Annotated in this window: 21 protein-coding genes and 1 tRNA gene; 8 read left to right on the forward strand and 14 right to left on the reverse strand. The window is 66.7% G+C overall.

Annotated features, from left to right (window positions below; genetic code table 11):
* Positions 1-8: 8 nt before the first annotated feature.
* From AC10QF_RS13845 to mdoH, 3 genes are read right to left on the reverse strand one after another with little or no spacing between them, the layout of a single operon-like run.
* Complete coding sequence (locus tag AC10QF_RS13845) at positions 9-1,052, reverse strand: sensor histidine kinase (protein WP_494542384.1); 1,044 nt, start codon at positions 1,050-1,052, stop codon at positions 9-11.
* A 3-nt stretch (positions 1,053-1,055) separates the two neighbouring features.
* Positions 1,056-1,715, reverse strand: a complete 660-nt coding sequence (locus tag AC10QF_RS13850; RefSeq protein WP_005419549.1) for an alpha/beta hydrolase — start codon at positions 1,713-1,715, stop codon at positions 1,056-1,058.
* Between the two features lie 50 nt (positions 1,716-1,765).
* Positions 1,766-3,691, reverse strand: a complete 1,926-nt coding sequence (mdoH, locus tag AC10QF_RS13855) for a glucans biosynthesis glucosyltransferase MdoH (RefSeq protein WP_005419550.1) — start codon at positions 3,689-3,691, stop codon at positions 1,766-1,768.
* 496 nt (positions 3,692-4,187) lie between these two features.
* Between mdoH and AC10QF_RS13860 the strand changes: the two genes are divergently transcribed.
* Positions 4,188-6,221 (forward strand): TonB-dependent receptor domain-containing protein, encoded by a 2,034-nt coding sequence (locus AC10QF_RS13860; RefSeq protein ID WP_494542385.1) that lies wholly within the window; start codon positions 4,188-4,190, stop codon positions 6,219-6,221.
* Positions 6,222-6,281: 60 nt separating this feature from the next.
* On the opposite strand, the gene AC10QF_RS13865 is transcribed toward AC10QF_RS13860, so the two are convergent.
* Positions 6,282-6,452: a hypothetical protein gene (locus AC10QF_RS13865; RefSeq protein ID WP_005419553.1), complete on the reverse strand. Its 171-nt coding sequence runs from the start codon at positions 6,450-6,452 to the stop codon at positions 6,282-6,284.
* Positions 6,453-6,666: 214 nt separating this feature from the next.
* On the opposite strand from AC10QF_RS13865, the gene AC10QF_RS13870 reads away from it, so the two are divergent.
* Positions 6,667-7,053 carry a DUF2628 domain-containing protein gene (locus tag AC10QF_RS13870; protein WP_005419554.1) on the forward strand — a complete coding sequence of 129 codons (387 nt, stop codon included), beginning with the start codon at positions 6,667-6,669 and terminating at the stop codon, positions 7,051-7,053.
* Positions 7,054-7,130: 77 nt separating this feature from the next.
* Here the strand turns inward: AC10QF_RS13870 and AC10QF_RS13875 are convergent, their stop codons facing one another.
* From AC10QF_RS13875 to AC10QF_RS13885, 3 genes are all read right to left on the reverse strand, one after another.
* On the reverse strand, positions 7,131-9,662 hold the full coding sequence (locus AC10QF_RS13875; protein ID WP_494542386.1) for a methyl-accepting chemotaxis protein: 2,532 nt from the start codon (positions 9,660-9,662) through the stop codon (positions 7,131-7,133).
* A gap of 211 nt (positions 9,663-9,873) precedes the next feature.
* Positions 9,874-10,767, reverse strand: coding sequence for an NAD-dependent epimerase/dehydratase family protein (locus AC10QF_RS13880; RefSeq protein ID WP_494542387.1), 894 nt, complete (start codon positions 10,765-10,767; stop codon positions 9,874-9,876).
* A gap of 98 nt (positions 10,768-10,865) precedes the next feature.
* Positions 10,866-11,777 carry a S41 family peptidase gene (locus tag AC10QF_RS13885; protein ID WP_049411961.1) on the reverse strand — a complete coding sequence of 304 codons (912 nt, stop codon included), beginning with the start codon at positions 11,775-11,777 and terminating at the stop codon, positions 10,866-10,868.
* 50 nt (positions 11,778-11,827) lie between these two features.
* Here AC10QF_RS13885 and AC10QF_RS13890 point away from each other — a divergent pair, with 50 nt between their 5' ends.
* Both AC10QF_RS13890 and AC10QF_RS13895 read left to right on the forward strand, forming a co-directional pair.
* Positions 11,828-12,292, forward strand: coding sequence for a MarR family winged helix-turn-helix transcriptional regulator (locus tag AC10QF_RS13890; protein ID WP_049411958.1), 465 nt, complete (start codon positions 11,828-11,830; stop codon positions 12,290-12,292).
* Between the two features lie 314 nt (positions 12,293-12,606).
* The gene (locus AC10QF_RS13895) at positions 12,607-12,912 is read left to right on the forward strand and encodes a KGG domain-containing protein (RefSeq protein ID WP_049411956.1); all 306 of its coding nucleotides are present in this window, start codon (positions 12,607-12,609) and stop codon (positions 12,910-12,912) included.
* Positions 12,913-13,233: 321 nt separating this feature from the next.
* On the opposite strand, the gene AC10QF_RS13900 is transcribed toward AC10QF_RS13895, so the two are convergent.
* Positions 13,234-13,584, reverse strand: coding sequence for a VOC family protein (locus tag AC10QF_RS13900; protein ID WP_049411953.1), 351 nt, complete (start codon positions 13,582-13,584; stop codon positions 13,234-13,236).
* Between the two features lie 104 nt (positions 13,585-13,688).
* The gene (locus AC10QF_RS13905; protein ID WP_049411972.1) at positions 13,689-13,889 is read right to left on the reverse strand and encodes a hypothetical protein; all 201 of its coding nucleotides are present in this window, start codon (positions 13,887-13,889) and stop codon (positions 13,689-13,691) included.
* Between the two features lie 400 nt (positions 13,890-14,289).
* Between AC10QF_RS13905 and AC10QF_RS13910 the strand changes: the two genes are divergently transcribed.
* Entirely contained in the window at positions 14,290-17,640 is a 3,351-nt protein-coding gene (locus tag AC10QF_RS13910) for an autotransporter domain-containing protein (protein ID WP_494542388.1), read from the forward strand.
* 70 nt (positions 17,641-17,710) lie between these two features.
* Here AC10QF_RS13910 and cml read toward each other — a convergent pair whose 3' ends face one another.
* Both cml and AC10QF_RS13920 read right to left on the reverse strand, forming a co-directional pair.
* Positions 17,711-18,898, reverse strand: a complete 1,188-nt coding sequence (cml, locus tag AC10QF_RS13915; RefSeq protein ID WP_494542389.1) for a CmlA/FloR family chloramphenicol efflux MFS transporter — start codon at positions 18,896-18,898, stop codon at positions 17,711-17,713.
* A 253-nt stretch (positions 18,899-19,151) separates the two neighbouring features.
* Complete coding sequence (locus tag AC10QF_RS13920; protein ID WP_005419568.1) at positions 19,152-19,604, reverse strand: PA2169 family four-helix-bundle protein; 453 nt, start codon at positions 19,602-19,604, stop codon at positions 19,152-19,154.
* 467 nt (positions 19,605-20,071) lie between these two features.
* Between AC10QF_RS13920 and AC10QF_RS13925 the strand changes: the two genes are divergently transcribed.
* Positions 20,072-20,713: a glutathione S-transferase family protein gene (locus AC10QF_RS13925; RefSeq protein ID WP_049438521.1), complete on the forward strand. Its 642-nt coding sequence runs from the start codon at positions 20,072-20,074 to the stop codon at positions 20,711-20,713.
* Between the two features lie 23 nt (positions 20,714-20,736).
* On the opposite strand, the gene AC10QF_RS13930 is transcribed toward AC10QF_RS13925, so the two are convergent.
* Entirely contained in the window at positions 20,737-21,144 is a 408-nt protein-coding gene (locus tag AC10QF_RS13930) for a hypothetical protein (RefSeq protein ID WP_049411944.1), read from the reverse strand.
* A gap of 49 nt (positions 21,145-21,193) precedes the next feature.
* The gene (locus AC10QF_RS13935; RefSeq protein ID WP_111096740.1) at positions 21,194-21,613 is read right to left on the reverse strand and encodes an H-NS histone family protein; all 420 of its coding nucleotides are present in this window, start codon (positions 21,611-21,613) and stop codon (positions 21,194-21,196) included.
* Positions 21,614-21,731: 118 nt separating this feature from the next.
* Here AC10QF_RS13935 and AC10QF_RS13940 point away from each other — a divergent pair, with 118 nt between their 5' ends.
* Both AC10QF_RS13940 and chrA read left to right on the forward strand, forming a co-directional pair.
* On the forward strand, positions 21,732-22,130 hold the full coding sequence (locus AC10QF_RS13940) for a DoxX family protein (RefSeq protein WP_049411940.1): 399 nt from the start codon (positions 21,732-21,734) through the stop codon (positions 22,128-22,130).
* A 131-nt stretch (positions 22,131-22,261) separates the two neighbouring features.
* Positions 22,262-23,626: a chromate efflux transporter gene (gene chrA / locus AC10QF_RS13945; RefSeq protein WP_164283262.1), complete on the forward strand. Its 1,365-nt coding sequence runs from the start codon at positions 22,262-22,264 to the stop codon at positions 23,624-23,626.
* 661 nt (positions 23,627-24,287) lie between these two features.
* Here chrA and AC10QF_RS13950 read toward each other — a convergent pair.
* Positions 24,288-24,363, reverse strand: a tRNA-Ile gene (locus AC10QF_RS13950).
* Between the last annotated feature and the right edge of the window lie 21 nt (positions 24,364-24,384).

Below are 24,384 nucleotides of genomic sequence, written 5' to 3' on the forward strand. Positions count from 1 at the left end.
TCGTTCCCTCACTGGATCGGCACTGTCACCTGGCAGGCATAGTAGCCCTCGCTCCAGCCAGCCGTCATCCGCGCGGTGCTGCCGAAGCGCCAGGCCAGCCGATGGCCGATGCTGTGCTGGGCATGACCGGCGCCGCGTGCCAGCGCCAGCCCCGGCGCCTGCGGATCGGGTGCCGGGTTGCGTACGCGGATCTGCAGTTCATTGCCCTCGCGCGCCAGCTGCAGTTCGATGGTGCCGCCGTCGGGCAGGCGCGAGATGCCATGCAGCACGGCATTTTCCACCAGCGGCTGCAGTACCAGCCTTGGCAAGGGCAGGTCCCATGGCAGCGGCTCGTCGCGCTGCCAACGCACCTGCAGGCGTTCACCCAGGCGCAGCGATTCGATCGACAGGTAGCGCTCGGCCAGCTCGCATTCGTCGCGAAGGGTGGAATCGCCCTCGCCCGCCCCCAGCGCGGCACGGAACAGATCGGACAGGTCCAGCACCGCGCGCTCGGCGACTGCCGGGTCACGATGCAGCAGGCTGGCGATCAGGTTCATGCTGTTGAACAGGAAATGCGGGCGGATACGCGCCTGCAGCGCGTCGGCCTGCGCGCGCGCGTTGGCCTGCACCTGCGCGGCCCAGCGATCGCTTACGTAGAAGTAGCGCAGCGCCAGCGCGGCGATCAGCGCCGTGGTTGCCGCGCTGCCGAGGGTGAAACGCCAGAAGCTGATGCCGCTGGCGAAGCTGTCGCCCAGCACCGCGTACAGCGCGTGCACGATGCCGGCGCAGACCACCGCGATCAGGGTTGCCAGCACGGTCGCCGCAATGGCGCCCAGCACCGGCGGCAGCCGCGACAGGGTCTGCCGCAGCAGGCAAAGGCTGGCGGTCACCGCCAGCGCCAGCCACAGCGCGAATCCGCTGGCCGACAGCAGTTCGCCGAAGGTCCAGTGACGGCTGCCGTCCGGCGCCAGCGCCAGTACCACCACCACCAGCTCGGCCAGGCCGAGCATCGCCGCCAGCCGTGGCAGGCGGCACAGTTCCGGCATCCACGGCGATGTGCTGGCCGGCGACATGGCTCAGGCGGCGCCCAGGCGTTCCTGCAGCCAGTCACCCAGTGCCTGGATCTCCTCGGCACAGACCTGGTGGGCCATCGGGTAACTGTGCCACGCCACATCCAGGCCCAGCGTACGCAGCGCCTGCGCGCTGTGCGCTGCGACGGCCTGCGGGATCACCGGGTCGCCACTGCCATGGGCCATGAACACCGGCACCTGCACCGCGCCGTCAACACGCGTGGCGCTGTCGGCTTCGGGCAGATAGGTGGACAGCGCGATCAGGCCGGCCAGCGGCGCGGTACGCGAGAGCGCGGCCGTCAGGATGATCGCCCCACCCTGCGAGAAGCCTGCCAGGAAGATCTTCTCCGGCGCGATGCCGCGCTCGATCTCGCGCGCGATCAGTGCGTCCAGCTGCACCACCGATTCCTGCACGCCGGCCATGTCGGCGCGCGAACGGAAGTCCATGCCCACGATGTCGTACCAGCCGCGCATCGGCACGCCGTTGTTGATCGTGATCGGCCGCACGGGTGCGTGCGGGAACACGAAGCGCAGCGCCGGCCAGTGCGGCCGCACCAGTTCCGGCACGATCGGCGCGAAATCATGGCCGTCGGCGCCGAGGCCGTGCAACCAGATCACCGACCACTGCGGCGAGGCGCCGGTTTCCTGTTCCACCGTTTGCAGCATGATGCGGCTCCTTCAAGTTCGAGCCGCATTATGCCGCTGGCGCGGGGCAATCAGTACAGCGGCGGTTGCTCGGCCGCTTCCCGCCGCAGCTGCGCGGCGCGTACCAGCACCGGTGGCGGGATGTTCTCTTCGGGGATATCGAGCAGGCCGAGGCGATGCAGGAAAGCACCGGGGCCGCGCGAGGAGGTCAGCGCCACCACCGGAACGGCCAGAACCATGCCGATCACCACCGGCGCCATCCAGGCCGCCAGCGACGGCGATACCGCCCAGGCCAGCACGCCCATGAAGGCGCCGAACACACCCAGGCCACCGTAGCCACGGATCAACGCCATCCACGAGATGCCGCCGTCGTCACGCTGCTGCGCGTCCCAGCCGGAATCGCGCCCGGACAACACTTCGGCCACGCCGCGTGACTGCACGTACATCACCACCGGCGCCATCAGCGCGGCCAGCACGGTTTCCACCAGCATCGATACGAAGGCACGGATCGGACCGCCACAACCGCGGCGGTCGACCGGGTCCAGCAGCATTGCCAGGTAGCCGAGCACCTTGGGCAGCAGCAGCACCGCCATGGTGGCGGCGAACAGGCGCACCACCTGCTCTTCATCCTGTGCGCGCCAGTACACGCTGGGCGACAGGTGCAGCAGGGCGTTGAAATCGATGCCTTCCTGGAACAGCGGGATGGCGATGCCGATCAGCATCAGCATCGCCCACATCGGTGCGGTGAAATAGTGGCCGATGCCGATCAGCATGTGCGTGCGGCTGATCCAGTGCAGCCCGCGGCTGCCGACCACCTTGCCGTGCTGCAGGTTGCCCTGGCACCAGCGACGGTCGCGCACCAGCAGGTCGGTCAGCGTCGGCGGGCCTTCCTCGTAACTGCCACCGAGGTAGGGCACCATGTGCGCGGCCCAGCCGCCACGACGCATCAGCGCCGCTTCGACGAAATCGTGGCTGAGCACGTGGCCGCCGAACGGCTTGCGCCCCGGCAGCGCCGGCAGGCCGGCGTGGTCGGCGAAGGCGCGGGTGCGAATGATGGCGTTGTGGCCCCAGTAGTTGCTCTCGGCGCCGTGCCACCAGGCCACGCCGCGGGCGATCACCGGCCCGTACACGCGGCCACCGAACTGCTGCATGCGCGCGAACAGGGTGCGGCCGCCGATCACCGACGGCAGGGTCTGGATCAGTCCGACGTCGGCGTTGTGTTCCATGCCGGCCACCAGGCGCACGATGCTGTCGCCGGTCATCAGGCTGTCGGCGTCAAGGATCAGCATCTGCGGGTAGGCACCGCCGAAGCGGCGGACCCAGTCGGCGATGTTGCCGGCCTTGCGCCCGCTGTTGTCACCACGGCGACGATAGAACAGGCGCGTCTGCCCCTCCGGCACACGCTCGCGCAGCTCGGCGAACACCTGTTCCTCGGCAGCGGCGATGTCCTCGCGGCGGGTGTCGCTGAGCACGAAGAAGTCGAAGCGGTCGAGCTGGCCGGTGGCCGCCACCGACTCGTAGATCGCCTGCAGGCCCGCCAGCAGGCGGCGCGGGTCTTCGTTGTAGGTCGGCATCAACAGCGCGGTACGGCTGTGCACGGCCGGCAACGGTTTGTCCGGGTCGATGCCCAGGCGATAGCCCCGGTCGAACACAGCGGTCAGGAAGCCGGCCAGGGCGCTGGCAAAGGAGAGCGCGATCCAGGCAAACAGGCCGACGAACAGCACCAGCAGGCAGGCTTCGAGCACGCTGATGCCATTGGCCGACAGCACCCGCCACATCATCCGCGTAGCCACGGCGGTCATGCCGAGCGTGCCACCAAACAGGTACAGCCGGCGCAGGCCGATCAGGCGCGGCGAGGTGCGATGCCGCCGGACCTTCAGTGCGCCTTCGCGCAGGGTCTGTTCGGGCATCGGCAATGGCGATTCAGCGGGTAGCAGCGCCCAGCCGGCATCGAGCCGGGGCGTTCCTGCTTCCGCATGGATGGTCTGCACCCCCATCGTCGCTTACTCCGCGCCGTCGGCACGGCCGGCCATCCCGGCCGGGCTGCATGCACCAAGGTTCCCGGCGCGCTTTCCCGGCGCCCGCACTTGTCCTGGCTGTGTCGGCCTCACGCCGCACAGTCGATGTCTGTCACTACCGGAACCCACACGATCTCCAACGGGGCGGAATCGAAAATGCGGCCCAGTCTAGGGCCCAGAATGTAAGCCGGGTGCGAAGGTCTACACCGGGATTTGTCCCCATTCAGCAAATAGCAGGCGATCACGCCAGGGCGTGGCCAGATGTCACTGCATCGCCCCCGGTACTGGATCGTAACAAACGCGAACGGTTATCATTTAATCAACCAGGCAGGTCACCGTCTTCCGCGCGGCCGCGACCCACCCAGCTGCGCCGGTCCAGACCGCGCACCCGACGACCCACGGAAGGGGGGGCTGCCTGCTGTCTGCCTGCGCCTGCTGCTTCCACCGGGTCACCCCACCTCCCATGGAAGCCGTCATGTCCCTGTCGTCCCGTTCCCGTTCCGCGCGCCTGCCGCGCACCCGCCTGGCCACCGCCTGCCTGCTGGCCCTGCCCGGCCTGGCCGCCGCAGAGGCCGCCGCCGATGCCTCCACCAAGGACCTGGATACCGTGGTGGTCACGGCTTCAGGCAGCCAGCAGTGGATCAAGGATGCCCCGGCCAGCATCAGCGTGATCACTCGTGAGGACATCGAGCGCCAGCCGGTACCGGACCTGGCCGCCCTGCTCAGCCGCGTACCGGGCGTGACCGGCGGCCTCAGCGCCGTCGGCGAGCAGTCCAAGATCAAGCTGCGTGGCATGCCGTCCAACTACACGCTGGTGCTGGTGGACGGCAAGCGCATGGGCAGCTCGGCCTCGACCAACTATCGCCCCGACCTCGGCCGCCAGGACCTGAACTGGATCTCGCCGGACCAGATCGAGCGCATCGAAGTGGTGCGCGGGCCGATGTCGTCGCTGTATGGCTCCGATGCGATGGGCGGGGTGATCAACATCATCACCCGGCGCATCGGCGACGAATGGAACGGCAGCGCCACCCACAGCTACACCCGCCCGGCTGACGGCAAGCGCGGCGATACCCAGCAGATCGGCGCCACGTTCTCCGGGCCGCTGGGCGAACGCTTCGGCCTGCGCATCGGTGCCAACAGCATGCGCCGCGATTCGGACCGCTCCAACGGCGGTGTCTCCGGCAATGCCTACGCGGGCGAAAAGGACCGCAATGTCGATGCGCTGCTGCAGTGGAAGCTGAGCGACGCACAGGAACTGTCGCTGGAAGCCGGGCACGGCGTGCAGCAGGCCTTCATCGATGCGTCGCTGGAAAAGCAGGACGAAGGTGCCTGGGGTGCCAGTGAGCTCAAGCGCAGCTCGCTGGCGCTCAACCACGATGGCAAGTGGCGCTTCGGCAATTCGAAGATCAGTGCGTACTGGACCGAGTACAGGAACGACATCGGTGCTGCCGGCCGTTCCGAAGCCACCGATACGATCATCGAGGGCAGCCTGACCACGCCGTTCACCCTCGGCGTTGAACACCAGTTCGCCGTAGGCGGCCAATGGAAGCGGCAGGAGCTGACCAACACCGACACCATCGGCCGCGCGCCGATCGACTATGCCGGCAACGCGGTCAGCGGCTCCACTCTGGACGTGGACACCTGGGCGCTGTTTGCCGAGGACGAGCTGAAACTGCACCGCACCCTGGCCCTGACCGTGGGCGCGCGCCTGGACCATCACGAGCAGTTTGGCGGCCACGTCAGCCCGCGTGCGTACCTGGTCTGGCACCCTGCCGAACAGTGGACGATCCGCGGTGGCGTCTCCAAGGGCTTCCGTGCGCCCAGCCTGACCGAGAACTCGGCCAGTGCCGCTACCCAGTCCGGGGGCCGCGGCTGCACCTCGCTGATTCCGCTGGGCTACACCCGTGGCGGGTGCTACATGGCCGGCAACCCGGACCTGGATCCGGAGACCAGCACCAACCGCGAGATCGGCATCAGCTTCGACAATGACCTGATCGATGTCGGCGTGACCTATTTCCACACCGACTTCCGGAACAAGATCGAGTACGCACCGCTGGGCCGGTTCAACGGCATCTGGTGGACGCGCATGAACAACGTACAGCGCGCGCGCACCCGCGGCATGGAAGGCAACCTCAACGTCCGCTTCGGCGAGCAGTGGCGCTGGCGCACCTCGGCGACCTGGATGAAGGAAGCCAGGAACCTGACCACCGGCCGCAACCTGATCGATACGCCGGAGTTCTCCGGCTATTCGTCGCTGGACTGGGCGCCCAGCACGGTGTTTTCCGGCAGCCTGTCGGCGCAGTACACCGGCAGGCAGACCGGCACCGCCACGACGTTCCTCAAGGCCTATACCCTGTATGACCTGACCGCGGCATGGAACGTCAACCAAGTGCTGACCCTGCGCGGTGGCGTCAGCAACCTGGCCGACAAGAAGCTGTATGCGGAAGGCTCCACCGACTACTTCGTCGCCGGGCGCAGCTACTTCCTGAGCATGACCGCGCGGTTCTGACCGGCGGCACGCGCCGTGATCGCGCTGGCGACATGCCAGCGCGATCGACGGTGTTGCGGGTTACTCGCTTTCCAGCGCGGCCGGTGCCGCATCCCGCGTGGCGGCCGTGCGCGCACGGTCCATCGCCACCGCCAGTTGCTGGCGTGCGAGCAGTTGTTGTGCCTGCACCACTTCAGGTGTCGGCAGGAGCACCGGTCCCGGTGCGTTTTCCGGTGTAGCAGGTGTGGTCATGCAACCTCCATGGACATCCCGCCGCCGCACGGGTTCAGCCAGGGCGGCAGCGGAACTGCGCACCCTATCCTAAAAACAAGGCGGGTGGGTGACGGCGCGGCGCTTGGCCGCAGGCGCGGGAACAAGGCAGGCGTCACATTCTTGACGCTAGCGCTTGGATCCTGAATAGGACTTGTCCTATCATGAAAACGTTTTCTCACAGGGATGTATCCCAATGAATACCACTGACCTGTCCCAGTTCAGCCCGAAGTGGCAGTTCCGCTTCAACTTCTTCCGCCAGCACGGCGCCCCCAAGAACCCCGGCTTCAAGCAGGCCTGGAAGGCACTGTCCTTTGGTGACCGCCTGAAGATCAACCTGAACTTCTTCGCGTTGTTCTTCGGTGCCATCTACCTGCTGATTCTCGGCATGTGGCGCAAGGCACTGGTGGTGATCGGCATCAACATCGCGCTGGCCATCGTCACCATGTTCCTGCCGGATGTCGTCGGGCGCATGCTGTTCATCGCCATGAACCTGCTGGTCGCCTCCAGCACCAACTACAGCTACTACCTGGAAAAGGTGGAAGGACGCGCCAGCTGGAATCCGTTTGAAGGAATGTTCTGAGCCATCAGACCTGCGCAGGATGCGCGGCAAGGATGCATCCGACGCCCGGCAGCCGCCGGGCGTCTTCGTTTCCGGCATCAGGCCGCGCGGCGGGCCATGCCCTCCGGCTCGGCCTGCAGGCGGAAGCGCGACACCGCCACTGCCAGCTGCTCGGCCTGCTCCTCCATCGCACGGGCGGCGGCACTGGCTTCCTCCACCAGCGCGGCGTTCTGCTGGGTGGTTTCGTCCATCTGCACCACGGTCTGGTTGACCTGCTCGATGCCGGCCGACTGTTCGCGCGACGCGGCCGAGATCTCGGCCATGATTTCGTTGACCCGGCCGACCTGACCGACGATGTCCTGCATGGTGCGCCCCGCACCGTGCACCAGCTGCGCACCGGCACCGACCTGGGCCACCGAGGCGTCGATCAGCTCCTTGATCTCCTTGGCAGCACCCGCCGAGCGCTGCGCCAGCGCCCGCACTTCACTGGCCACCACTGCGAAGCCACGGCCCTGTTCACCGGCGCGCGCCGCTTCCACTGCGGCGTTCAACGCCAGGATGTTGGTCTGGAACGCAATGCCATCGATCACCGAGATGATCTCGGCGATGCGCTGCGAAGACGCCTCGATCTGCTCCATGGTGTGCACCACCTGGCTGACCACCCGGCCGCCTTCGCTGGCCACGCTGGCTGCGGAACCGGCCAGCGTGTTTGCCTGCAGCGCATGGTCGGCGTTCTGGCGCACGGTGGAGGTCAGTTCTTCCATCGACGCGGCGGTTTCTTCCAGGTTGGCGGCCTGCTGTTCGGTGCGGCGCGACAGGTCGCTGTTGCCGGCGGCGATCTCACCGGCGGCCAGGCGTATGCTGGCCGCCGACTGCTGGATCTGGCCGACGATCTGGGTCAGCTGCTGCACGGTGCTGTTGGCATCGTCGCGCATCACCGCAAACACGCCGTGGAAGTCGCCCTGCATGCGCGCACTGAGGTCACCGGCGGCGATCGCGCGCAGCAGCGTCGACAGTGCCGCCAGGTTGTGGTCGCTGACCTGCATCATTGTGTTCAGGGTCTCCACCATGCGGCGGAAATCATGCTCGAAGCGCAGTGCATCACCGCGCACGGCGAAGTCACCGGCGGCGGCGGCGGCGGCCAGTTGCTGAATCTGCTCGTTGATCGCGGCCAGGTTGCGCTTGGTGGTCGCCATTGCGGCAGTGAACACCGCCTTCTCGCCCGGCAGTACTTCCATGTCCACGCTGAGGTCGCCCACGGCATAGCGCTGCATCACTTCAACCAGGCGCTGGGTGACCGCATTGCTGGAGGCCACCAGCTGGTTGCTGTCGGCCACCATGCGGCCGTACTCGCCCGGGAAGGCCGCAGCATCCATGCGATAGCTGAGTTCACCGGCATCGTGGCGGCGCGCCATTTCGGCCTGCGCAGCCATCACCGACTGCAGCTGCCCACGCATGCCCTGCATTGCGTCCAGCAGGCGCCCCACTTCGTCGTTGCTGCGCGCCGGCAGCGTGCTGTCCAGCTTGCCGGCGGCGACATCGCCGGCCACGCGCACCGCTTCGGCCAACGGGCGGATCGCCAGGCGGCGCAGCAGCACGTAGACGCCCGCGCTGAGGGTCAGCGCGGCGATTACGCCGACCAGCAGGGTCAGCCACAGCAGCTGGCGTGCCTCAGACACGATCACCGCATGCGGCATCACCACGCCCAGCGCGAAGCGTTGCGGGGCGTCGCCCACGCGCAGCGGCACATACACGCGTACGTTGCCGGCCGCGTCGGGGCTGAAGGCCTCGAACGGACGGTCGGCGGCGATGTCGGCCAGCATGCTGCGGGTCAGGGCATCGTTGCGCGGCTTGCCGATCTCGGCGGCATTGGCCGAGGCCAGCACCACGCCCTTGGGCGACAGCAGTTCGACGCGGCCAGCCCCCATCGGCTTCAGCGTTGACAGGTGCTTCTGCAGCGCTGCCAGCGAGAAGTCGACGGTGAACACGCCCAGGAATCTGCCGTTCTCGATGATCGGCGTGCTCAGGGTGCTCATGAGCACCTTCTGGCCGGCGATGTCATAGGCGTAAGGTTCGCTGACCTTGGGCAGCTTGTCGCGGCTGGGCACCATGTACCAGTCACCGGAACCGCTGGCAGTCTCGGTGTAGTCGGTCATCACCGACTGCTGCGGTTTGCCGTCTTGCCAGGCCCAGTAGCTCATGTAGCGGCCGGTGGCATCGTGTGCTTCGGAATTGACGAACTCCGCATCCTTGCCGTCGAAGGCATCGGCCTCCCACATGGTGCTCTTGCCCAGCCATTGAGGATGAGCACGCAGCTGTTCGCCGAGCACCGCCGCCAGGCTGGCGCGGTCGGGTATGTCACCACGGGCACGCTGGGCCAGCACGGCCTCGACCATGGCGTCATTGCTGGCGAAAGCGGTGCCCAGATCAGCTGCCACCTGGCGCGCCTCGGCGTTGGCCTCGCTGGTCATGGTCTGGCGCGAGGCGCTGATCAGACTGGCGCTGGCCTGTCGGTAGATCAGGAAGGCGGTCAGGCCGAAGCACAGCAGCGCGATCACGGCGGTGCCCAGCATCAACTTGTGGGCGATGCTGCCCGGGCGTTGGGCAGCGGCAGAGCGGGAAGAAGACATGGGAGGGTCCGCAAGGCAGTTCAGGACGACCGGCACCACGAGGGCACCGCGCAGGCGCGCGATCCGTCGCGCAGGCCACCGGCCGCCGGGGCGCGCCCGGCGCTGGAAGCGCACTGGGTTAGCGGCCGCCCGCCAACGAGGTTGAGGCGGTCGGCCTGCACATTCCTGAATCCGCTCAGGGTCGGCTCAACGCTCCCCCTCTGCGATGCCCTCACTCGGCCACGCGGTCCTTGATCCACTGTGCCCGCGGCAGTACCTCGATGCTGCCGACGGCATACTGCTGAAGCACGTCGTCCGGCCCGAAGCACGGTTTCCAGCCCAGCGCGCCGCGCAGGCGGGCACTGTCGTAGACACGGTCGATGCTCAATGGCAGCGGCCAGCCACGGCGTTCGAATTCGGCCAGCAGCTGCGGCGCGCGACGGGCCAGCACGCTGCGCGGGTGGGTGGCCAGCTCCAGGCAGTCCTCGCGCCGGAACGGCGTCGGCGCACAGGCAAGGTAGCGCGCGAACGGGGCGCCTTCGTCGAGCAGCAGTGCAGCATGTGCGCTGGCCACATCGCGGGCGTCGATGCCGCGGTGCAGGCGGAACATCGCCATCCGTTCGGGCGGTTCCGGGAAACACCGGCCCATGCGCAGCACGCGAACGCTGAAGCCCGGCGTAGCGGCGGCTTCGGCCAGGGTCTCTGCCTGCAGCTTGGTACGGTGGTAGATCGTGCGCGGCAGCGGCTCGGTGTCTTCGTCGATCCAACGGCAGCCACCGGCCACCACGGCATGGCCATACAACGCAGTGGTGCTGGTCAGCACGAAGCGCCGTGCACCGGCTTCGCGTGCCGCCTGCAGCAGGTGCGCCGTGGCATCCACGTTGATCTGCTGGAACACCGCATCCGGCACCAGGCCGACATGTGGGGCATGCAGGGCCGCGGTATGGATGACCGCATCCACGCCCTGCATCGCGCGCGCGACGGCCTGCCGATCGCTGACATCGGCAATGATGCGCGTGGTGGCAAACGGGCTGCCGTCCAGCCCCACCACTTCGTGGGCGGCCGCCAACGCACCGAAGATCGCGCGCCCGATGCGGCCGGAACTGCCGGTCAACAGAATCTTCATTGAGTCCATTCACTCGAAGCGCCCGGGAACTACCGGGATGCTTCGATTCTAGGCATGCAATCGCGCATCCGCGATAGGACAGCCATGCAATCGTGCGTTCATCTTGACGACTTCGCAGGCGCCAGCAGTTGCCGCGCGATGAACAGCGGATCGTCGCCGCCGGCCACATCAGGCCTCACGCCAGTACGTTCCCAGTTGCCACCGGTGCGCAGATTGATGGGTTGCCGGTCGGGAATACTGATCTGATAGCCATCGGGCAGAAGCACAGGATCACCAAACATATGCGCGGCACCGCCACTGCGCGTGCCGACAATCCGCGCGCGGCCCAGTGCCTGCAGCGAATAGGCGACGAATTCGGCCGCCGAAGCGGTGCGGCGGTCGATCAGCACCACCAGCGGTTTCAGGTACGCAGGCAGGCTGGCAGGCGGCAGCGGTACCGGCGTGCGCCGGCCGCGCTGGTCCAGCTGCTGCACCGCGTCGATCTTCGCGTCCAGCAGCGTGCGTACCAGCAGGTCGGCACTTGCATCGTCGCCGCCCCCGTTCTGGCGCAGATCCAGCACCAGGCCATCGGTGTCAGCCAGCACGGTAAGGGCCGCAGCGAACTTCGGGCGCGCCAGATCCAGCGGATAGAAGGTACTCAGTCGCAGGTAGCCAATGTTGCCCTCCATCACCCGCACCTCGCGCACGCCGGCACCATTGCTGCGGGCATCGGCGCGCCAGGCCATCAACCAGTCGTCCTGGCCGGCCGCTGCGTCCACGCGTTCAACGTGGAAGTGGCCATCGAACATGTCCAGGTCCTGGTTCAGGCGTGCGCTGAACGCGACCGGATCCGAACAGCTGTCCGCATAGCGCTGCTGCATCGACCAGGTGCGCAGGGCATCGGCTATACGGGCGCCCTCCGCCTCGTCAAGGTACTGCGCCTGCACGGCGGTGGCCGCCGCGCGCAGCACTCCATCCTGCGCCGGGCAGGCCGCTGCCAGCAACGCACCGAGCATCCAGGACACTGCCATCAACCACCTCCGCGTTGAAGATATATAAGCACTTATATATCATCCCGGTCATGGATCTCCAACACGCCACGCTCGGCACGTTGCTGCGCGCCCTGCTCGACCAGCTGGACCCGGCGGTCGAGCAGGCCTACCGGGACCTGCAACTGGACTACCGGCCCCGCTACACACCGGTGCTGCGCACGCTGATGGCGCGGGGCCCCTGCCGGATCAAGGACCTGGCATCGGCCTGCGGGCTCAGCCATTCGGCGCTCAGCCAGACCGTGGCGGCGATGGTGCGCGATGGCTGGCTGCACGCGGCCAGCGGCGACGATGGACGTGAACGCATCCTGCAGTTGAGCCCGCGCGCGCAGCGGGCACTGCCTGCGCTGCAGGCGCAATGGCAGGCCACTGCCGTAGCGGCGCGCAGCCTCGATGCCGATCTGGGGCAGCCGCTGGAGCAGGTACTGCGCGAAGCACTTGCCGCGCTCGAACAGCGCCCCTTCACCCAGCGCCTGCAGGACGCGCGCCGGCGCTGACGCGCTCCTGCTCGGCGGCCATCTCGATTTCGCTGACGAAGGTCCAGCTGCCGTTGGTCACGCGCAGTCCGCCTGGGCCGGCGCAGCGCAGGCCAGCAAGACAAGCCATCCGAATCTGTGGATGGTCCTTCCCTGTGCGGGCAGCCAACCCCATGTTCGCCCGCCCTGGCCAAGCAGGGCGGTGCGCGCAGCAGGGTACTTGCGCCGTGAAAGGCAGCACGGTGCGGCGTGAAGGCAGCAACGCCGGTGCGGACACTCCCTTAGCCGGGCAGCGGCAAGGATGAGCTTCCCTTCCATGCAACGGGAGACTTCCCATGGCCGACCAGCACCACGGCACTTCCCATCGTGGCTTCGCCTCGATGGACCAGGACAAGCAGCGCGCGATCGCCGCAAAGGGGGGACGCGCCGCGCATGCGTCCGGCAATGCACATGAGTTCAGCCCGGCCGAGGCACGCGTGGCCGGCCGCAAGGGCGGCGAGGCGATCAGCCGCAACCGCCAGCATATGGCAGCGATCGGTCGCGAAGGCGGGCACGCTCGCCACGCCAATGCACGGCAGCAGCAGCGGCAGGGGGCCGAAGCGACGCCAACGAGGGACGGTCCACAACGCCAGCAGGGCTGACCGCGGCGCGTTCAGGCGCGCCTGCGCTGCCGGGGCAGCCCGGGTGCCGCGAGCAGGGCCAGCACGCCGGAGACGGTCATCGCCCAGCCGGAGCCGCTGGCCATCGCGCCGCGATACCAGGCCAGCGTCCACGTCCCGGGCAGGGATGACGTCGGCTGCGGGATCAGCGCGCGCCTGCGTGGCCACCGAGGACCTGATCGCTGCGCCCGCGCAGGACGCGGACACCTTCATTGCGGCGGTGGTGGCGATTGCCTGCGCATGGTTGGCGTGTCACCTCGCCCCGCGCGCGCCACCAGGCGCGGCTGAGGCACTATCCACCGCTCAGGCGTGGGCGAGGATGTTCAGCAAGCGACCGAACGGATCGCGGACGAAGAAGCGCCGCACGCCCCAGGGTTCGTCGGCCGGGCCATATTCCAGCGCAATGCCCGCCGCGCGCATGCGCTCCAGCACGTCCTGCAGATTGTCCACTTCGATCGACAGGTCCGGCACTGGCGTGCCGGAGCCTCCTTCACTGGCGAAGCTGACCTGCGCCAGCGCACTGCCCTGCCCGCCGTGGGTGACGATCCAGCCATGGTCCATCACTACCGGCATGCCGAGCAGCTCGCCATAGAACGCCGCGGCACGTGCGGGATCGGGCGTGGCGATGTTGGCGACGACACGCTTGACGGCCATGTTCCACTCCAGCAGGAAGAATGCGTCGAGACTGCCCGACCTCGCGCACGAACAGAAGAGCCCCGTCACGGACGGGGCCCGTCTTCAGCCGAGCATGGCTGGACTTACACCGCGCCGCAGCGCTCCATGACACATCGATCGTATTCGTACTGGCATTCCATGGCATCACCACCACCGGATACACACGCCTGGTAAGCCTTCCAGCAGGGCAGATCGCAGGGCTGGACCGGTCCGGCCACGGCCACCGAGCCGCTGCAGGCCAACGCGAACACAGCACCGGCGATCACTTTCCTGAAAGTACGCATCGACATCACTCCTTGATAAGCCTGGTGAGCCCAGGCCAGGCCACCATAGCGCTGCACACAGGACGCCGGGTGAAGGCGGCTGCGGCTCGACGCAGTGTTGCAGCGGACCCAGCACACGCAGCGGCGCGGCCAGCTCATCCCGGTTGCGCCACGGCAGGATCGGCGAATTGCCGCGCTCGTCCGGCGGGTTGTGCGGCAGCGCGTCGGACCCGCCACCGGCCCCGGCAAGACGGCTCCAGCACCTCGGAAAGAGAGTCACGGTGCGCTGCCCGGCGGAGCCGCCGCAGATGCCCGTCACAGAAAATTAACGCGTTCATAAAATTGTCTTCACATCACTGGGGGATGTCGCCTTGCCTTGCCGTTAACGGCCTTGATGTCCGTCAACCAAGGAAGTTGTCCGATGAATCACCCGCTGTATGGCCGTTCGTCCCGCTCCCTGTCGCACCGCCCGCTGGCGCTTGCCGTCGCCAGCTCGCTGCTGCTGGCCACCGCCCTGCCAGCCATGGCCAGCGAATCACTCGAGGCCTGGCAGCAGCAGCGCCAGCTGCAGGCCGCGTGGGCGCAGCCCGCTGCCATCACGGCACCCGCAGCGACAACCGCTGCACCTGCCGCCAGCAGTACCGCCGTTCTTGGCACCCCCGGCGATCCCGCCAGCTGGCGCAGCGATGAATTCAACGCCGATTGGGGCCTGGGCGCGATGGGCGCGGACTACGCCTATGCACGCGGCCTGACCGGCAAGGGCGTACGCCTGGCGCTGTTCGACTCGGGCTCCGCGCTGGCGCATCCGGAGTTTGCAGGACGCAATACCTCCAGCATCACCATCGGTGCCGACTGTGCGACGCCGGGTGTGGTCGCGGGGACCGGTGCCTGCGGGCAGACCCGCGGCGAACAGCCCGGCTACAACTACTACGGCCTCGGTGCCGGCGTTCCGGCCGCACTCGCGGCACGTCTGATCGCCGCCGGCCAGCCCTATGGCTTCAGCTATGCCGACCACGGAACGCATGTGCTTGGCACCATCGGCGCCAACCGCAATGGCAACGGCATGCATGGCGTGGCCTTTGGTGCGGATCTCACGGCTGCCCGCGTGTTTGGCGACACCTACTATGAGTGGCGCCTGGATCCGGACAACTACTATCGCCCGCGCGCGGTGTACCGCACCGATCCGGATGACGCCGCCACGCTGGACATGTATGCACAGATCCAGGCGCAGGGCGTGCGTGCCATCAACCAAAGCTGGGGCATTTCCACGCGCAACATGACCGCCGCCGCGCTGGACCAGCAGTACGCCAGCATCGGTGCCGACTACGGCGTGTACGGCAGCATCTACGCCAGCAATGGCGATACCCCGGGCTCCACCCTCATCCAGGTGTGGTCGGCTGGCAACGGCAGCGGCGCCGTCGCCGGAATCACGGCCGCCATGCCGCGCTGGAAGCCCGAACTGGAACCGTACTGGCTGGCGGTCGCCAACGTCCGCCGGCCCAACGCCGCTGCGGGCGAAACGGACTACGTGATCGATGGCAGTTCCAGCATCTGCGGCGTTGCCGCCAACTGGTGCATCTCGGCACCCGGTACAGACATCGTCAGCACCATCGTTTCCGGTGATATCCAGGGCCGCATCGAAAACACCTCCGCCTACGTGCGGCTGATCATCGACAGCGAGAACACCCAGTATGTCTATGGCACCAAGACGGGTACGTCGATGGCGGCGCCGCACATTACCGGCGCGCTCGGCCTGCTGATGGAGCGCTTCCCCTATCTGGACAACGCCCAGGTCCGCGACGTACTGCTGACCACCGCACGCGACCTGGGTGCAGCAGGCATCGATCCGATCTACGGCTGGGGCATGGTGGATCTGAAGAAGGCCATCGAAGGCTATGGCTCGCTGCGCGTGGACACCAACGTGGTGATGAATCAGAAGGCCGGCGGCCTGAAAGTCTGGGAAGGCGATGCCTGGGACAACTGGACCAACGACATCGGTGGCCCTGGCAAGCTGACCAAATCCGGTATCGGCTGGCTGCGCCTGAGCGGCAACAACAGCTTCAACGGCGCGGTACTGCAGGACGGTACGCTGGAATTGAACGGCGCCAACACGCTTGCCTCGGCGGTCGAAGTACAGGGCGGTCAGTTGCTGCTCAACGGCAGCCTGGTCTCCACCGCACTGACCACTACCGGTGGCGTGAGCACGGTCAGCGCCAGCGGCGTGCTGAACAACAGCAACCTGGTGATCAACGGCGGCGTGGTGTCCTTCAACGGCACGCAGGCCGGCGGCACCACCACGGTCGGTGCCAATGGCCTGCTGAAGGGCGTCGGCACGCTCGGCAATACCCGCGTGGACGGCATCATCGCGCCGGGCAACTCGATCGGCACGCTGACCATCAACGGCAACTACGTGCAGGGCGCCACCGGCGTCTATGCCGCCGAGCTGGCCCCGGGTGGCCGCAGTGACCAGTTGCACGTGACCGGCACCGCCACCCTTGGCGGCACGCTGGTCGCGCTGCCGGAACCGGGCGTGTACTACCTGGGCGAGCAGTTCAACTTCCTGCGTGCCGACGGAGGCGTCAACGGGCAGTTCGCCAAGACCGACTTCAGCGCGTTCTCCCCGTTCCTGCAGTTCAGCCTGGCCTACGGCGCCAACGGCACGCGCATCGATGTGGCCCGTGGTGCATCGCTGACCACCGCCGCGCACACGCCCAACCAGCGTGCCGTGGCGGCCGCCGCCGACCTGCTGCCGATCGCCCAGGGCCTGCCCAAACCGCTGACCCAGCTGTTCCCGCAGCAGGTCGGAGGCGTGCTGGATGGCCTCAGCGGCGAGCTGCATCCGGCCACGGCCCTCGCCCTGGTCGAGGGCAGCCGCTACGTGCGCGATGCCGCGTTGTCACGCCGTGCCGGCGCCGCCGCGCCCGGTAGCGACGTGGCTGATGCGACGGGTGCGTGGGTGCAGGCCATCGGTGGCAACGGCAAGCTGGACGGAGACGTCAACACTGCCCGCACCGAAGCCAACAGCAACGGCCTGCTGGTCGGCATCGACCGCGAGTTCTCCGGCTGGCAGGTCGGCGTGCTGGCCGGCACGGGCCGCACCGACGTGAAGCAGCAGGAGCGTCGCGCCAAGTCGAAGATCGACAACACGCACTTCGGTGCCTACGCCAGCCACAACTGGGGCGGTTTCGGCCTGCGTGGCGGTGTGGCGTGGAGCAAGCACGAGGTGAAGAGTACGCGTGATGTCGCCTTCGCAGGCTTCAGCGACAGCCTGAGCGCGCGCTACGACGCCCGTACCCGCCAGGCCTTCATCGAAGCCGGCTACCGCTTCGGTGGCCCGGAAGCCGGGCTGGAGCCCTACCTGCAGGTCGCACGCGTCGAAGTGGATCTCAAGCGCGTCAACGAACGCGGTGGAGCGGCGGCACTGCAGGGCAAGGTGGACGATACCGGAACCACGATTGCCACTGCCGGCCTGCGCTTCGACAAGGGACTGAAGGCTTCGTTCCAGCAGGAGAGCTGGCTGCACCTGCGCGGTGGCGTCGGCTATCGCCGCGCTTCCGGTGATCGCAGCCAGGTCGCCAACCTGACCTTCGCCAACGGAAGCACGGCATTTGCGGTCAACGGCGCACCGATTGCCGACAACGCGGTGGTGGCCGAACTGGGCCTGTCGGCCTGGCTGACCGCGCGCCAGCAGCTGGAGCTGGGCTACAGCGGCCAGTTCGGCAATGAAAGCCGCGACCACAGCGCCAACGTGCGCTGGTCGGTACGCTTCTAGTTCCAGTCACCTGTTCTCATGAAGGATTGGGGCGGCCTCATGGCCGCCCCTTTTTTTCCACCGGCCGAGGCTAGCGGCGGCCGCGCAACATCGCCGCGGCGACCAGGCTGGCCACTGGCAGCAACAGCCCATAGGCCACCAGCGGCCATACCGTATCGCCCGGCAGCAGCACCGTAGCCAGTGTCCCGAAGCAGGCCACGAGCAGGCTCTGCATCGCGTAGTAGAGCGCCACCGCCGTACCCGACGCATCGGCAAATTCACTCAACGCGCCGTTGGCAGCCACCGAAACCACCATCACCAGCCCCACCGCGATGCCCCACATGGGCAGCACGACGCTGGCGAATGACCGTGGCAACTTCGCAGCGAGCGCCATCACCAGCACACCCACCACCATCACGCACAGGCCACGCACGAAAGTGCCAGGCACTGCCCAGCGTGCAATGAACGTCTTTGCCACGCGCGACGTGAGGATCATCACCAGTGCCACCGTCGCGAACGCCAGGCTGAAGGTGATCTGGGAGTACTGCATGCGCTCGACCAGCACGCGCGGTGCGATCGAGAAGAACACGAAGAACGTGCCCATCGCGGCACTGAATCCCAGCGTGTAGACCCAGAAGGCACCACTGCGAAGAATTCTCTGCAGTGCCGGTCCAGCGTCTCTGCGCCCTGCGGGTCGGGTTTCCTGCCACTGGCGTTGCGCGCGCAGGACGGCGATCAGGCCAAGCACACCCAGCAGCACGAAGATCGCGCGCCAGCCTGCTGCCGCAGCCACCAGTGCGCCCAGCATCGGCCCCAGCGCCGGTACGAAGGCCAGCATCGAAGCGAACAGTCCATACAAGGACGCCCCCTGCGGTGCATCCGCGTACACGTCGCGGACGGTGGCAAACGTCGCTACCAGCGCTGCCGACGCGCCAATCGCCTGCACTGTGCGCCAGGCCAGGAAAATCCCGCTGTTGCTGGACAGCGCCAGCGCAAACGAGGCGACAGCGAACAGCAGCGCCCCCAGCAGCAGCACCGGGCGGCGCCCGATCCGGTCGGACAACGGGCCGAACAACAACTGGCCCAGGCCCAGCACCAGCAGGTAGATGCTCAGCGTCAACTGCACCCGCGCAGGCGATGCGTCCAACGCGCTGGGCATCAAGGGCACTACAGGTAGATAGATATCCATGGCCAGCGAGGCCAGGATATCGAACGGCGCCATCAGGACAAGCGCCGACGGCAGCGAATGGGCCCAACGCGGGGCCTGTCGATTGAACATGGGGAGTCTCCGCCAAGAGTGAGTCCGGCGGTGATCCATCCACTTCGCATGCATCGCAGGGATGTTCACCGCAACAACGTCTGCGTCGTTGTTGCGGCTCAGCGAACTGTCTGCGGACCGTTCCCGTTGTTCATGGTGCTGATCGTTGGCAGTGCGGGACCAGCAAGAGTGTAGCAGCGACCGATTCAGGGTGGCCGGGGCAGCGGTGCCGCCCCGGCCGCGGCGGCCCTGGGGAGTGGGCCGCCGCTGATCGTCAGGCCGCCTTCATCGCATGCTTGCGCGCGCGCATCACGTTGTGGCACTCCTGCACTTCCGGCAACAGCTGGGTGACTTCCTGACGTACCGCCGGCGGAAGCTCGTTGTCCTTCAGCACGTCCTTGAACGCGCCCAGCAGGCGGTCTTCCGATTCTTCCAGCTCGGCCACATAGCCATAGTTGGTGTCACCGAAGGCTGCACGCACCTTGCCGTAGAACTGCTGCATCGAACCCACCACGGTGCCATGCTCGGCCGGCTTGCCGCCGCTGGCAGCCACCGAACCGCTCAGCGCCGCGACGATGCGGCCCTTGACGCCGGCGATACGGGTGAACAAGGCCGACAGCTCGGCATCCTTCACCTTGGTTGCGGCCTCTTCGTAGAACGACTTGCCGTCACGAGCGATCTCGATCAGGTCGTTGAGGCGATGTTCGATGGTGGACTGGGTGCTCATGGCGTTGCTCCTGTATCTTCGTTTCAGGGGAGAAAAGCAGCCTCGACTGCGCTGCCTGCGGATCCACTCTGGACACGCCCGTGTGGTTCCCGGGTGAGCAACGATTGATACGCACATCACGTCACCCAACCCGCACTGACTTTTTCACGCGGCGGTGGCGCGTGGATCACATCGAGCGATCCTGGGCAGGGTCACCAAGGGACGAAGAGGATGATCAGCACGATCACCAGGACCGCAACGAGTGCTCCCATCAGCACGTTTCTCTGGCGCCAACTGGGTTTCGGTTTTCCGGGAGTATTCATGCCTGCTGCCTGTCTCTGCGGATGACCCCGGCAGACTGATGGATCGGCGACGGTGCGTGCGTGCAGGACACGTGCAGGCGACGTGCAGGGCACCGCCCCCATGTCGATTTTCGGCACACTCGCTCGTCAGACCATCAAAGCCATCCTTGACTGCGGACTGCTCCCATGCCTCCCATCCTCACCGCCTTCGCCACCTCCCCCGACCGCGGCCAGGGCCTGGCCCGTGACATGCGCGTGCGCTGGGCACTGGAGGAGCTGGCCGTAGCCTACGACGTACAACTGCTCACCTTCGCCGAGATGAAGCAGCCTGCACACCTGGCACGGAATCCGTTCGGGCAGATTCCCACCTGGCAGGAGGGCGACCGGACCCTGTTCGAATCCGGCGCCATCGTCCTGCACCTGGCCGAACAGCACCCCGGCCTGCTGCCGCGCGATCCGGACGCCCGCATGCGCGCGCTCATGTGGGTGTTCGCTGCGCTGAACACGGTGGAACCACCCATCGTTGAGCGTTCCATGGCCTGGGTGCTGGAGCGCGAGCAGCCGTGGTACGCGCAACGGCTGCCGATGCTGGATGAGCGGGTTCGGGCGCGACTGGCGCAACTGTCGACATGGCTGGCCAAGGCGCTGTGGCTGGACGGCGAGTTCAGCGTGGGCGACCTGATGATGGTCTCGGTGCTGCTGCGCCTGAAGAGCAGCGGGTTGCTCGACGAGTATCCGACGGTGGCCGCCTATGTGGCCCGCGCGACGCAGCGGCCCGCCTATCAGCGTGCGTTCGCCGCGCAGCTGGCGGTGTTCCAGCACGCCTAGCGCTGCGCCCCCGCGCGGAGTCTTCAGCGCAACCTGCGCCGGCAGGCGGCCTGCACCAGCATCAACTGCGCCACCAGGATCAGCATTGCGCAGCCCGACAACAGCCAAGGGTCGATGTACCACTGCTCATTGAAAGTGAAATCACCGGCGGAAATGCGTTTCCAGCCGTTGAAGTGCTGCATCGCTGCGACCACGAAGGCGAAGCCACCCGCCGTGTACGACAACCAGGGCACGATGAGGCTCCCCGGGCGCGCGAACAGCGTCAGCAGGCCGAGCACGCCGATGACCGTTCGCTGCACGCGGCAGTACGGGCAGACATAGGCCATCCCGCTCCATTCCACCGCCCAGGCCAGCAGGCTGACCAGGACGGCCGCGCCTGCGGCTGTGTGCAGGACTTTCGGCGTGATCGTCATGCCACTCTCGTGTGCCATCCCGTGCTCCTTGGTTGAAAGACCCGGGCAGGGTAGCAGTGCTGCAGCCTCATCCCTTCTTGATGACGGTCCGCTTGCCGATGGTGCTGGTCTTGCCAGCGGTCGGCCTGGCCAAGCCAGGAATCAGGAAATCGGTGACCTTGTGGCCCATTGACACCTTGGACACCAACCAGCGCGGCATGCGCCCGCGACCGGTCCAGGTCAGGCGCTTGTATTCCGGGTCGCGATACTTGGGTGCGACTTTGCCGGATTTACGGCGGGCGGGTTTGCGGGCGGGCGCAGGTGTTTCCGAGGCTTGGCCACCAAAGAGTTCTTCAAGGGTATAGCCGGCTTCGGCGGCGGCGGCCTTCAGCATCCGCCGCACCGCACTGGCCGGACGGCGGCTGGAAATCAGCTGTTTCCGCTGTTCAGCGGCAACCACCAGGGCACCCAGCTCGCGAAGGCTGAGCGATTCAATATCGATCGTCATGCGGGAAAGGTCTACTGCGGCGAGGCGGCTGTCAAGGCGCCTTGTCCGGCGCGTAGACACAGGCTTCACCGCCGGTGGGCTCCGATCGCTCGGGTCGGCCATCTCCGAGGACATCGACGTGAGCACTTCATCGCATTCGCTCGCCTACCTGCTTGCACGCATCCTGCTGATGGCCCTGTTCCTGGTCTCCGGGCTGGGCAAGCTCGGCGATCTCAGCGGTACCCAGGGCTACATGGAGGCGATGGGAGTACCCGGCATCCTGCTCTGGCCGACCATCGCCTTTGAGATCGGCAGCGGCCTGTGCATCCTTCTCGGCTTGCAGACCCGGCTGGTGGCGGTCGTGCTCGCGGGTTTCAGCCTGGTCACCGCTTTCATCTTCCACCACGACTTCGCCGATCAGACCCAGCAGATCATGTTCCTGAAGAACCTGGGCCTGGCCGGTGGCTTCCTGCTGCTGGCCTGCACCGGGGCGGGACGCTACAGCATTGATGGGCGGAGGCGGCGCACGCAGCTGTAACGCCAGTCCAGGGCATCGAGAGTACCCTCGCCGGATGCGGGAGGCACCGGACCAGGACGATCAACGGCTGACCGCGACTTCCGTCATTGCTGACGGCTGGCTGGCCAACCTCGTCAGGGAATCGTCTCAACGTGAAGCACACAGTGCAGGACACGCAGGATCCGCTGCAGCCACCGCGATCGGTCAGCTTCCGGGAGGCCGTTGCCTTCTGGCTGAAGCTCGGCTTCATCAGTTTTGGCGGTCCCGCCGGCCAGATTTCGATCATGCACCAGGAGCTGGTCGAGCGTCGGCGCTGGATTTCCGAACGGCGCTTCCTGCATGCACTGAACTACTGCATGTTGTTGCCTGGCCCGGAAGCCCAGCAACTCGCCACTTACATTGGCTGGCTGATGCACCGTACCTGGGGCGGGGTGGTTGCCGGGATGCTGTTCGTGCTGCCTTCGCTGCTCATCCTGATCGGGCTGTCATGGCTCTATGTGACGTTCGGTGAAATGCCCGTGGTGGCCGGGTTGTTCTACGGGATCAAGCCGGCCGTCACGGCCATCGTGGTGCATGCCGCCTATCGCATCGGCACGCGCGTGCTGAAGAATGCTTGGCTGCAGGTGATCGCCGCTGCCTCGTTTCTGGCCATTTTCGCCTTCGGCCTGCCCTTCCCGCTGATCGTACTGGGTGCTGCGCTGATCGGTTATTGCGGCGGACGATTCGCCCCACGGATGTTCGGCGTCGATGGCGACCAACGTGCCCCGCAGCAGACGTTCGGTCCTGCGCTGATCGACGACGACACCCCTGCGCCGGCGCATGCGCGCTTTCGCTGGCGGCGCCTGATCGTGCTGGCGGCCACAGGCGCGGCGCTATGGGCGTTGCCCATGGGCGTGTTGACCGCGCTGTTTGGTTGGGAAGGCATGTTGACCCAGATGGGCTGGTTCTTCACCAAGGCCGCACTGCTGACCTTTGGCGGCGCCTATGCGGTGCTGCCCTATGTCTACCAGGGCGCGGTGGGCCACTACGGCTGGGTAAAACCCACGCAGATGATTGACGGCCTGGCCTTGGGCGAGACCACGCCGGGGCCGCTGATCATGGTGGTGGCCTTTGTCGGCTTCGTCGGTGGGCATGCCGCGCATGCAGTGGGTACTGGTCAGGCATTCCTGGCTGGCGCGGTGGCTGCCAGCGTGGTCACCTGGTTCACCTTCCTGCCCTCTTTCCTGCTCATTCTCGCGGGTGGCCCGCTGGTGGAATCGACGCACAACGAACTGAAGTTCACCGCACCGTTGACGGCCATCACCGCCGCCGTGGTCGGCGTGATCCTCAACCTGGCCCTGTTTTTTGGCTACCACGTGTTCTGGCCGCAGGGGTTCGTCGGCCCGCTCGACTGGCCATCGGCACTGCTCACGCTGTTCGCCGCCGTGGCCCTGTTCTGTTTCAAACGGGGTGTCATCCAGGTATTGGCCTGCTGCGCGCTGCTGGGTTTGGCTGTGTACCTGATGCGGAACTGGTGAGTGAGCGTGCGCGTGGAGCACCATGGGCCGCACAGGAGCGTAGGCCACTGGCGCACAGCCCGGCGAACGTCTGGTGGAGGCGACGTGACTGTCCCTGAAATCCCGTTCGCCGATCTCCTGGGTTCCGGCACGGCCCGTACTGCGGCAGGGCGGTCGGGACACGTTGGCGAAGATCTGGATGGATACCTCTGAACCCGACATTTCCCTGCAGGACGAGATCAAAGCTCTCCGCCAGTAGTTGGCGGTCTTCGTTTCGATATTTCAGGCAAGGAGTGGCTCACTGTTGACGAGGCCGCGCACTATTGCGGCAGTCGTCCGGCCAGCTCCGGAAGAACGCTCCTGATCTCGGCCTTGTCCCTGGGAACTTCATGGGCAAGCAGCTCTATGAGAAGAGTGAACTGTATAGGGCTGTTCACAATGCCAGCGACTGGGCCATGCGTGGGCGTGTTGGCTCCAACACTCCATCTGCTGCACCGAGGTCTGCGCGGGTGGAAGAGGCTCGTGCCCGCTTGAGCCGCTGTGACCAACGAAGGGGAGCCGCTGATGGATCAGGCTAACAAGCTGATGACGCTCGCTCAGGCGGCGGAGCTTTGTGCATGCCACCGGGTCGCGCTGGCTCGACGAAAAAGACACTGCAGATAATTCTAAGTGCCTGATTCGATGGTGGGCCCACCAGGATTCGAACCTGGAACCAAGGGATTATGAGTCCCCTGCTCTAACCGTTGAGCTATAGGCCCTGCGCAGCGCCACAGTGTAGT

Source organism: Stenotrophomonas maltophilia complex sp. Om-AH-Sm3 (genome assembly GCF_059337855.1).

Coding starts and splice junctions, on each gene's coding strand:
- AC10QF_RS13935 (WP_111096740.1), bottom strand. CDS start 21,613: ATGACGATCGATATTGAATCGCTCAGCCTTCGCGAGCTGGGTGCCCTG.
- AC10QF_RS13905 (WP_049411972.1), bottom strand. CDS start 13,889: ATGCGTACTTTCAGGAAAGTGATCGCCGGTGCTGTGTTCGCGTTGGCC.
- AC10QF_RS13900 (WP_049411953.1), bottom strand. CDS start 13,584: ATGGCCGTCAAGCGTGTCGTCGCCAACATCGCCACGCCCGATCCCGCA.
- AC10QF_RS13885 (WP_049411961.1), bottom strand. CDS start 11,777: ATGGCAGTGTCCTGGATGCTCGGTGCGTTGCTGGCAGCGGCCTGCCCG.
- AC10QF_RS13910 (WP_494542388.1), top strand. CDS start 14,290: ATGAATCACCCGCTGTATGGCCGTTCGTCCCGCTCCCTGTCGCACCGC.
- mdoH (WP_005419550.1), bottom strand. CDS start 3,691: ATGGGGGTGCAGACCATCCATGCGGAAGCAGGAACGCCCCGGCTCGAT.
- AC10QF_RS13875 (WP_494542386.1), bottom strand. CDS start 9,662: ATGTCTTCTTCCCGCTCTGCCGCTGCCCAACGCCCGGGCAGCATCGCC.
- AC10QF_RS13925 (WP_049438521.1), top strand. CDS start 20,072: ATGCCTCCCATCCTCACCGCCTTCGCCACCTCCCCCGACCGCGGCCAG.
- AC10QF_RS13865 (WP_005419553.1), bottom strand. CDS start 6,452: ATGACCACACCTGCTACACCGGAAAACGCACCGGGACCGGTGCTCCTG.
- AC10QF_RS13870 (WP_005419554.1), top strand. CDS start 6,667: ATGAATACCACTGACCTGTCCCAGTTCAGCCCGAAGTGGCAGTTCCGC.
- AC10QF_RS13920 (WP_005419568.1), bottom strand. CDS start 19,604: ATGAGCACCCAGTCCACCATCGAACATCGCCTCAACGACCTGATCGAG.
- AC10QF_RS13850 (WP_005419549.1), bottom strand. CDS start 1,715: ATGCTGCAAACGGTGGAACAGGAAACCGGCGCCTCGCCGCAGTGGTCG.
- cml (WP_494542389.1), bottom strand. CDS start 18,898: ATGTTCAATCGACAGGCCCCGCGTTGGGCCCATTCGCTGCCGTCGGCG.
- AC10QF_RS13845 (WP_494542384.1), bottom strand. CDS start 1,052: ATGTCGCCGGCCAGCACATCGCCGTGGATGCCGGAACTGTGCCGCCTG.
- AC10QF_RS13895 (WP_049411956.1), top strand. CDS start 12,607: ATGGCCGACCAGCACCACGGCACTTCCCATCGTGGCTTCGCCTCGATG.
- AC10QF_RS13880 (WP_494542387.1), bottom strand. CDS start 10,767: ATGAAGATTCTGTTGACCGGCAGTTCCGGCCGCATCGGGCGCGCGATC.
- AC10QF_RS13860 (WP_494542385.1), top strand. CDS start 4,188: ATGTCCCTGTCGTCCCGTTCCCGTTCCGCGCGCCTGCCGCGCACCCGC.
- AC10QF_RS13930 (WP_049411944.1), bottom strand. CDS start 21,144: ATGGCACACGAGAGTGGCATGACGATCACGCCGAAAGTCCTGCACACA.
- AC10QF_RS13890 (WP_049411958.1), top strand. CDS start 11,828: ATGGATCTCCAACACGCCACGCTCGGCACGTTGCTGCGCGCCCTGCTC.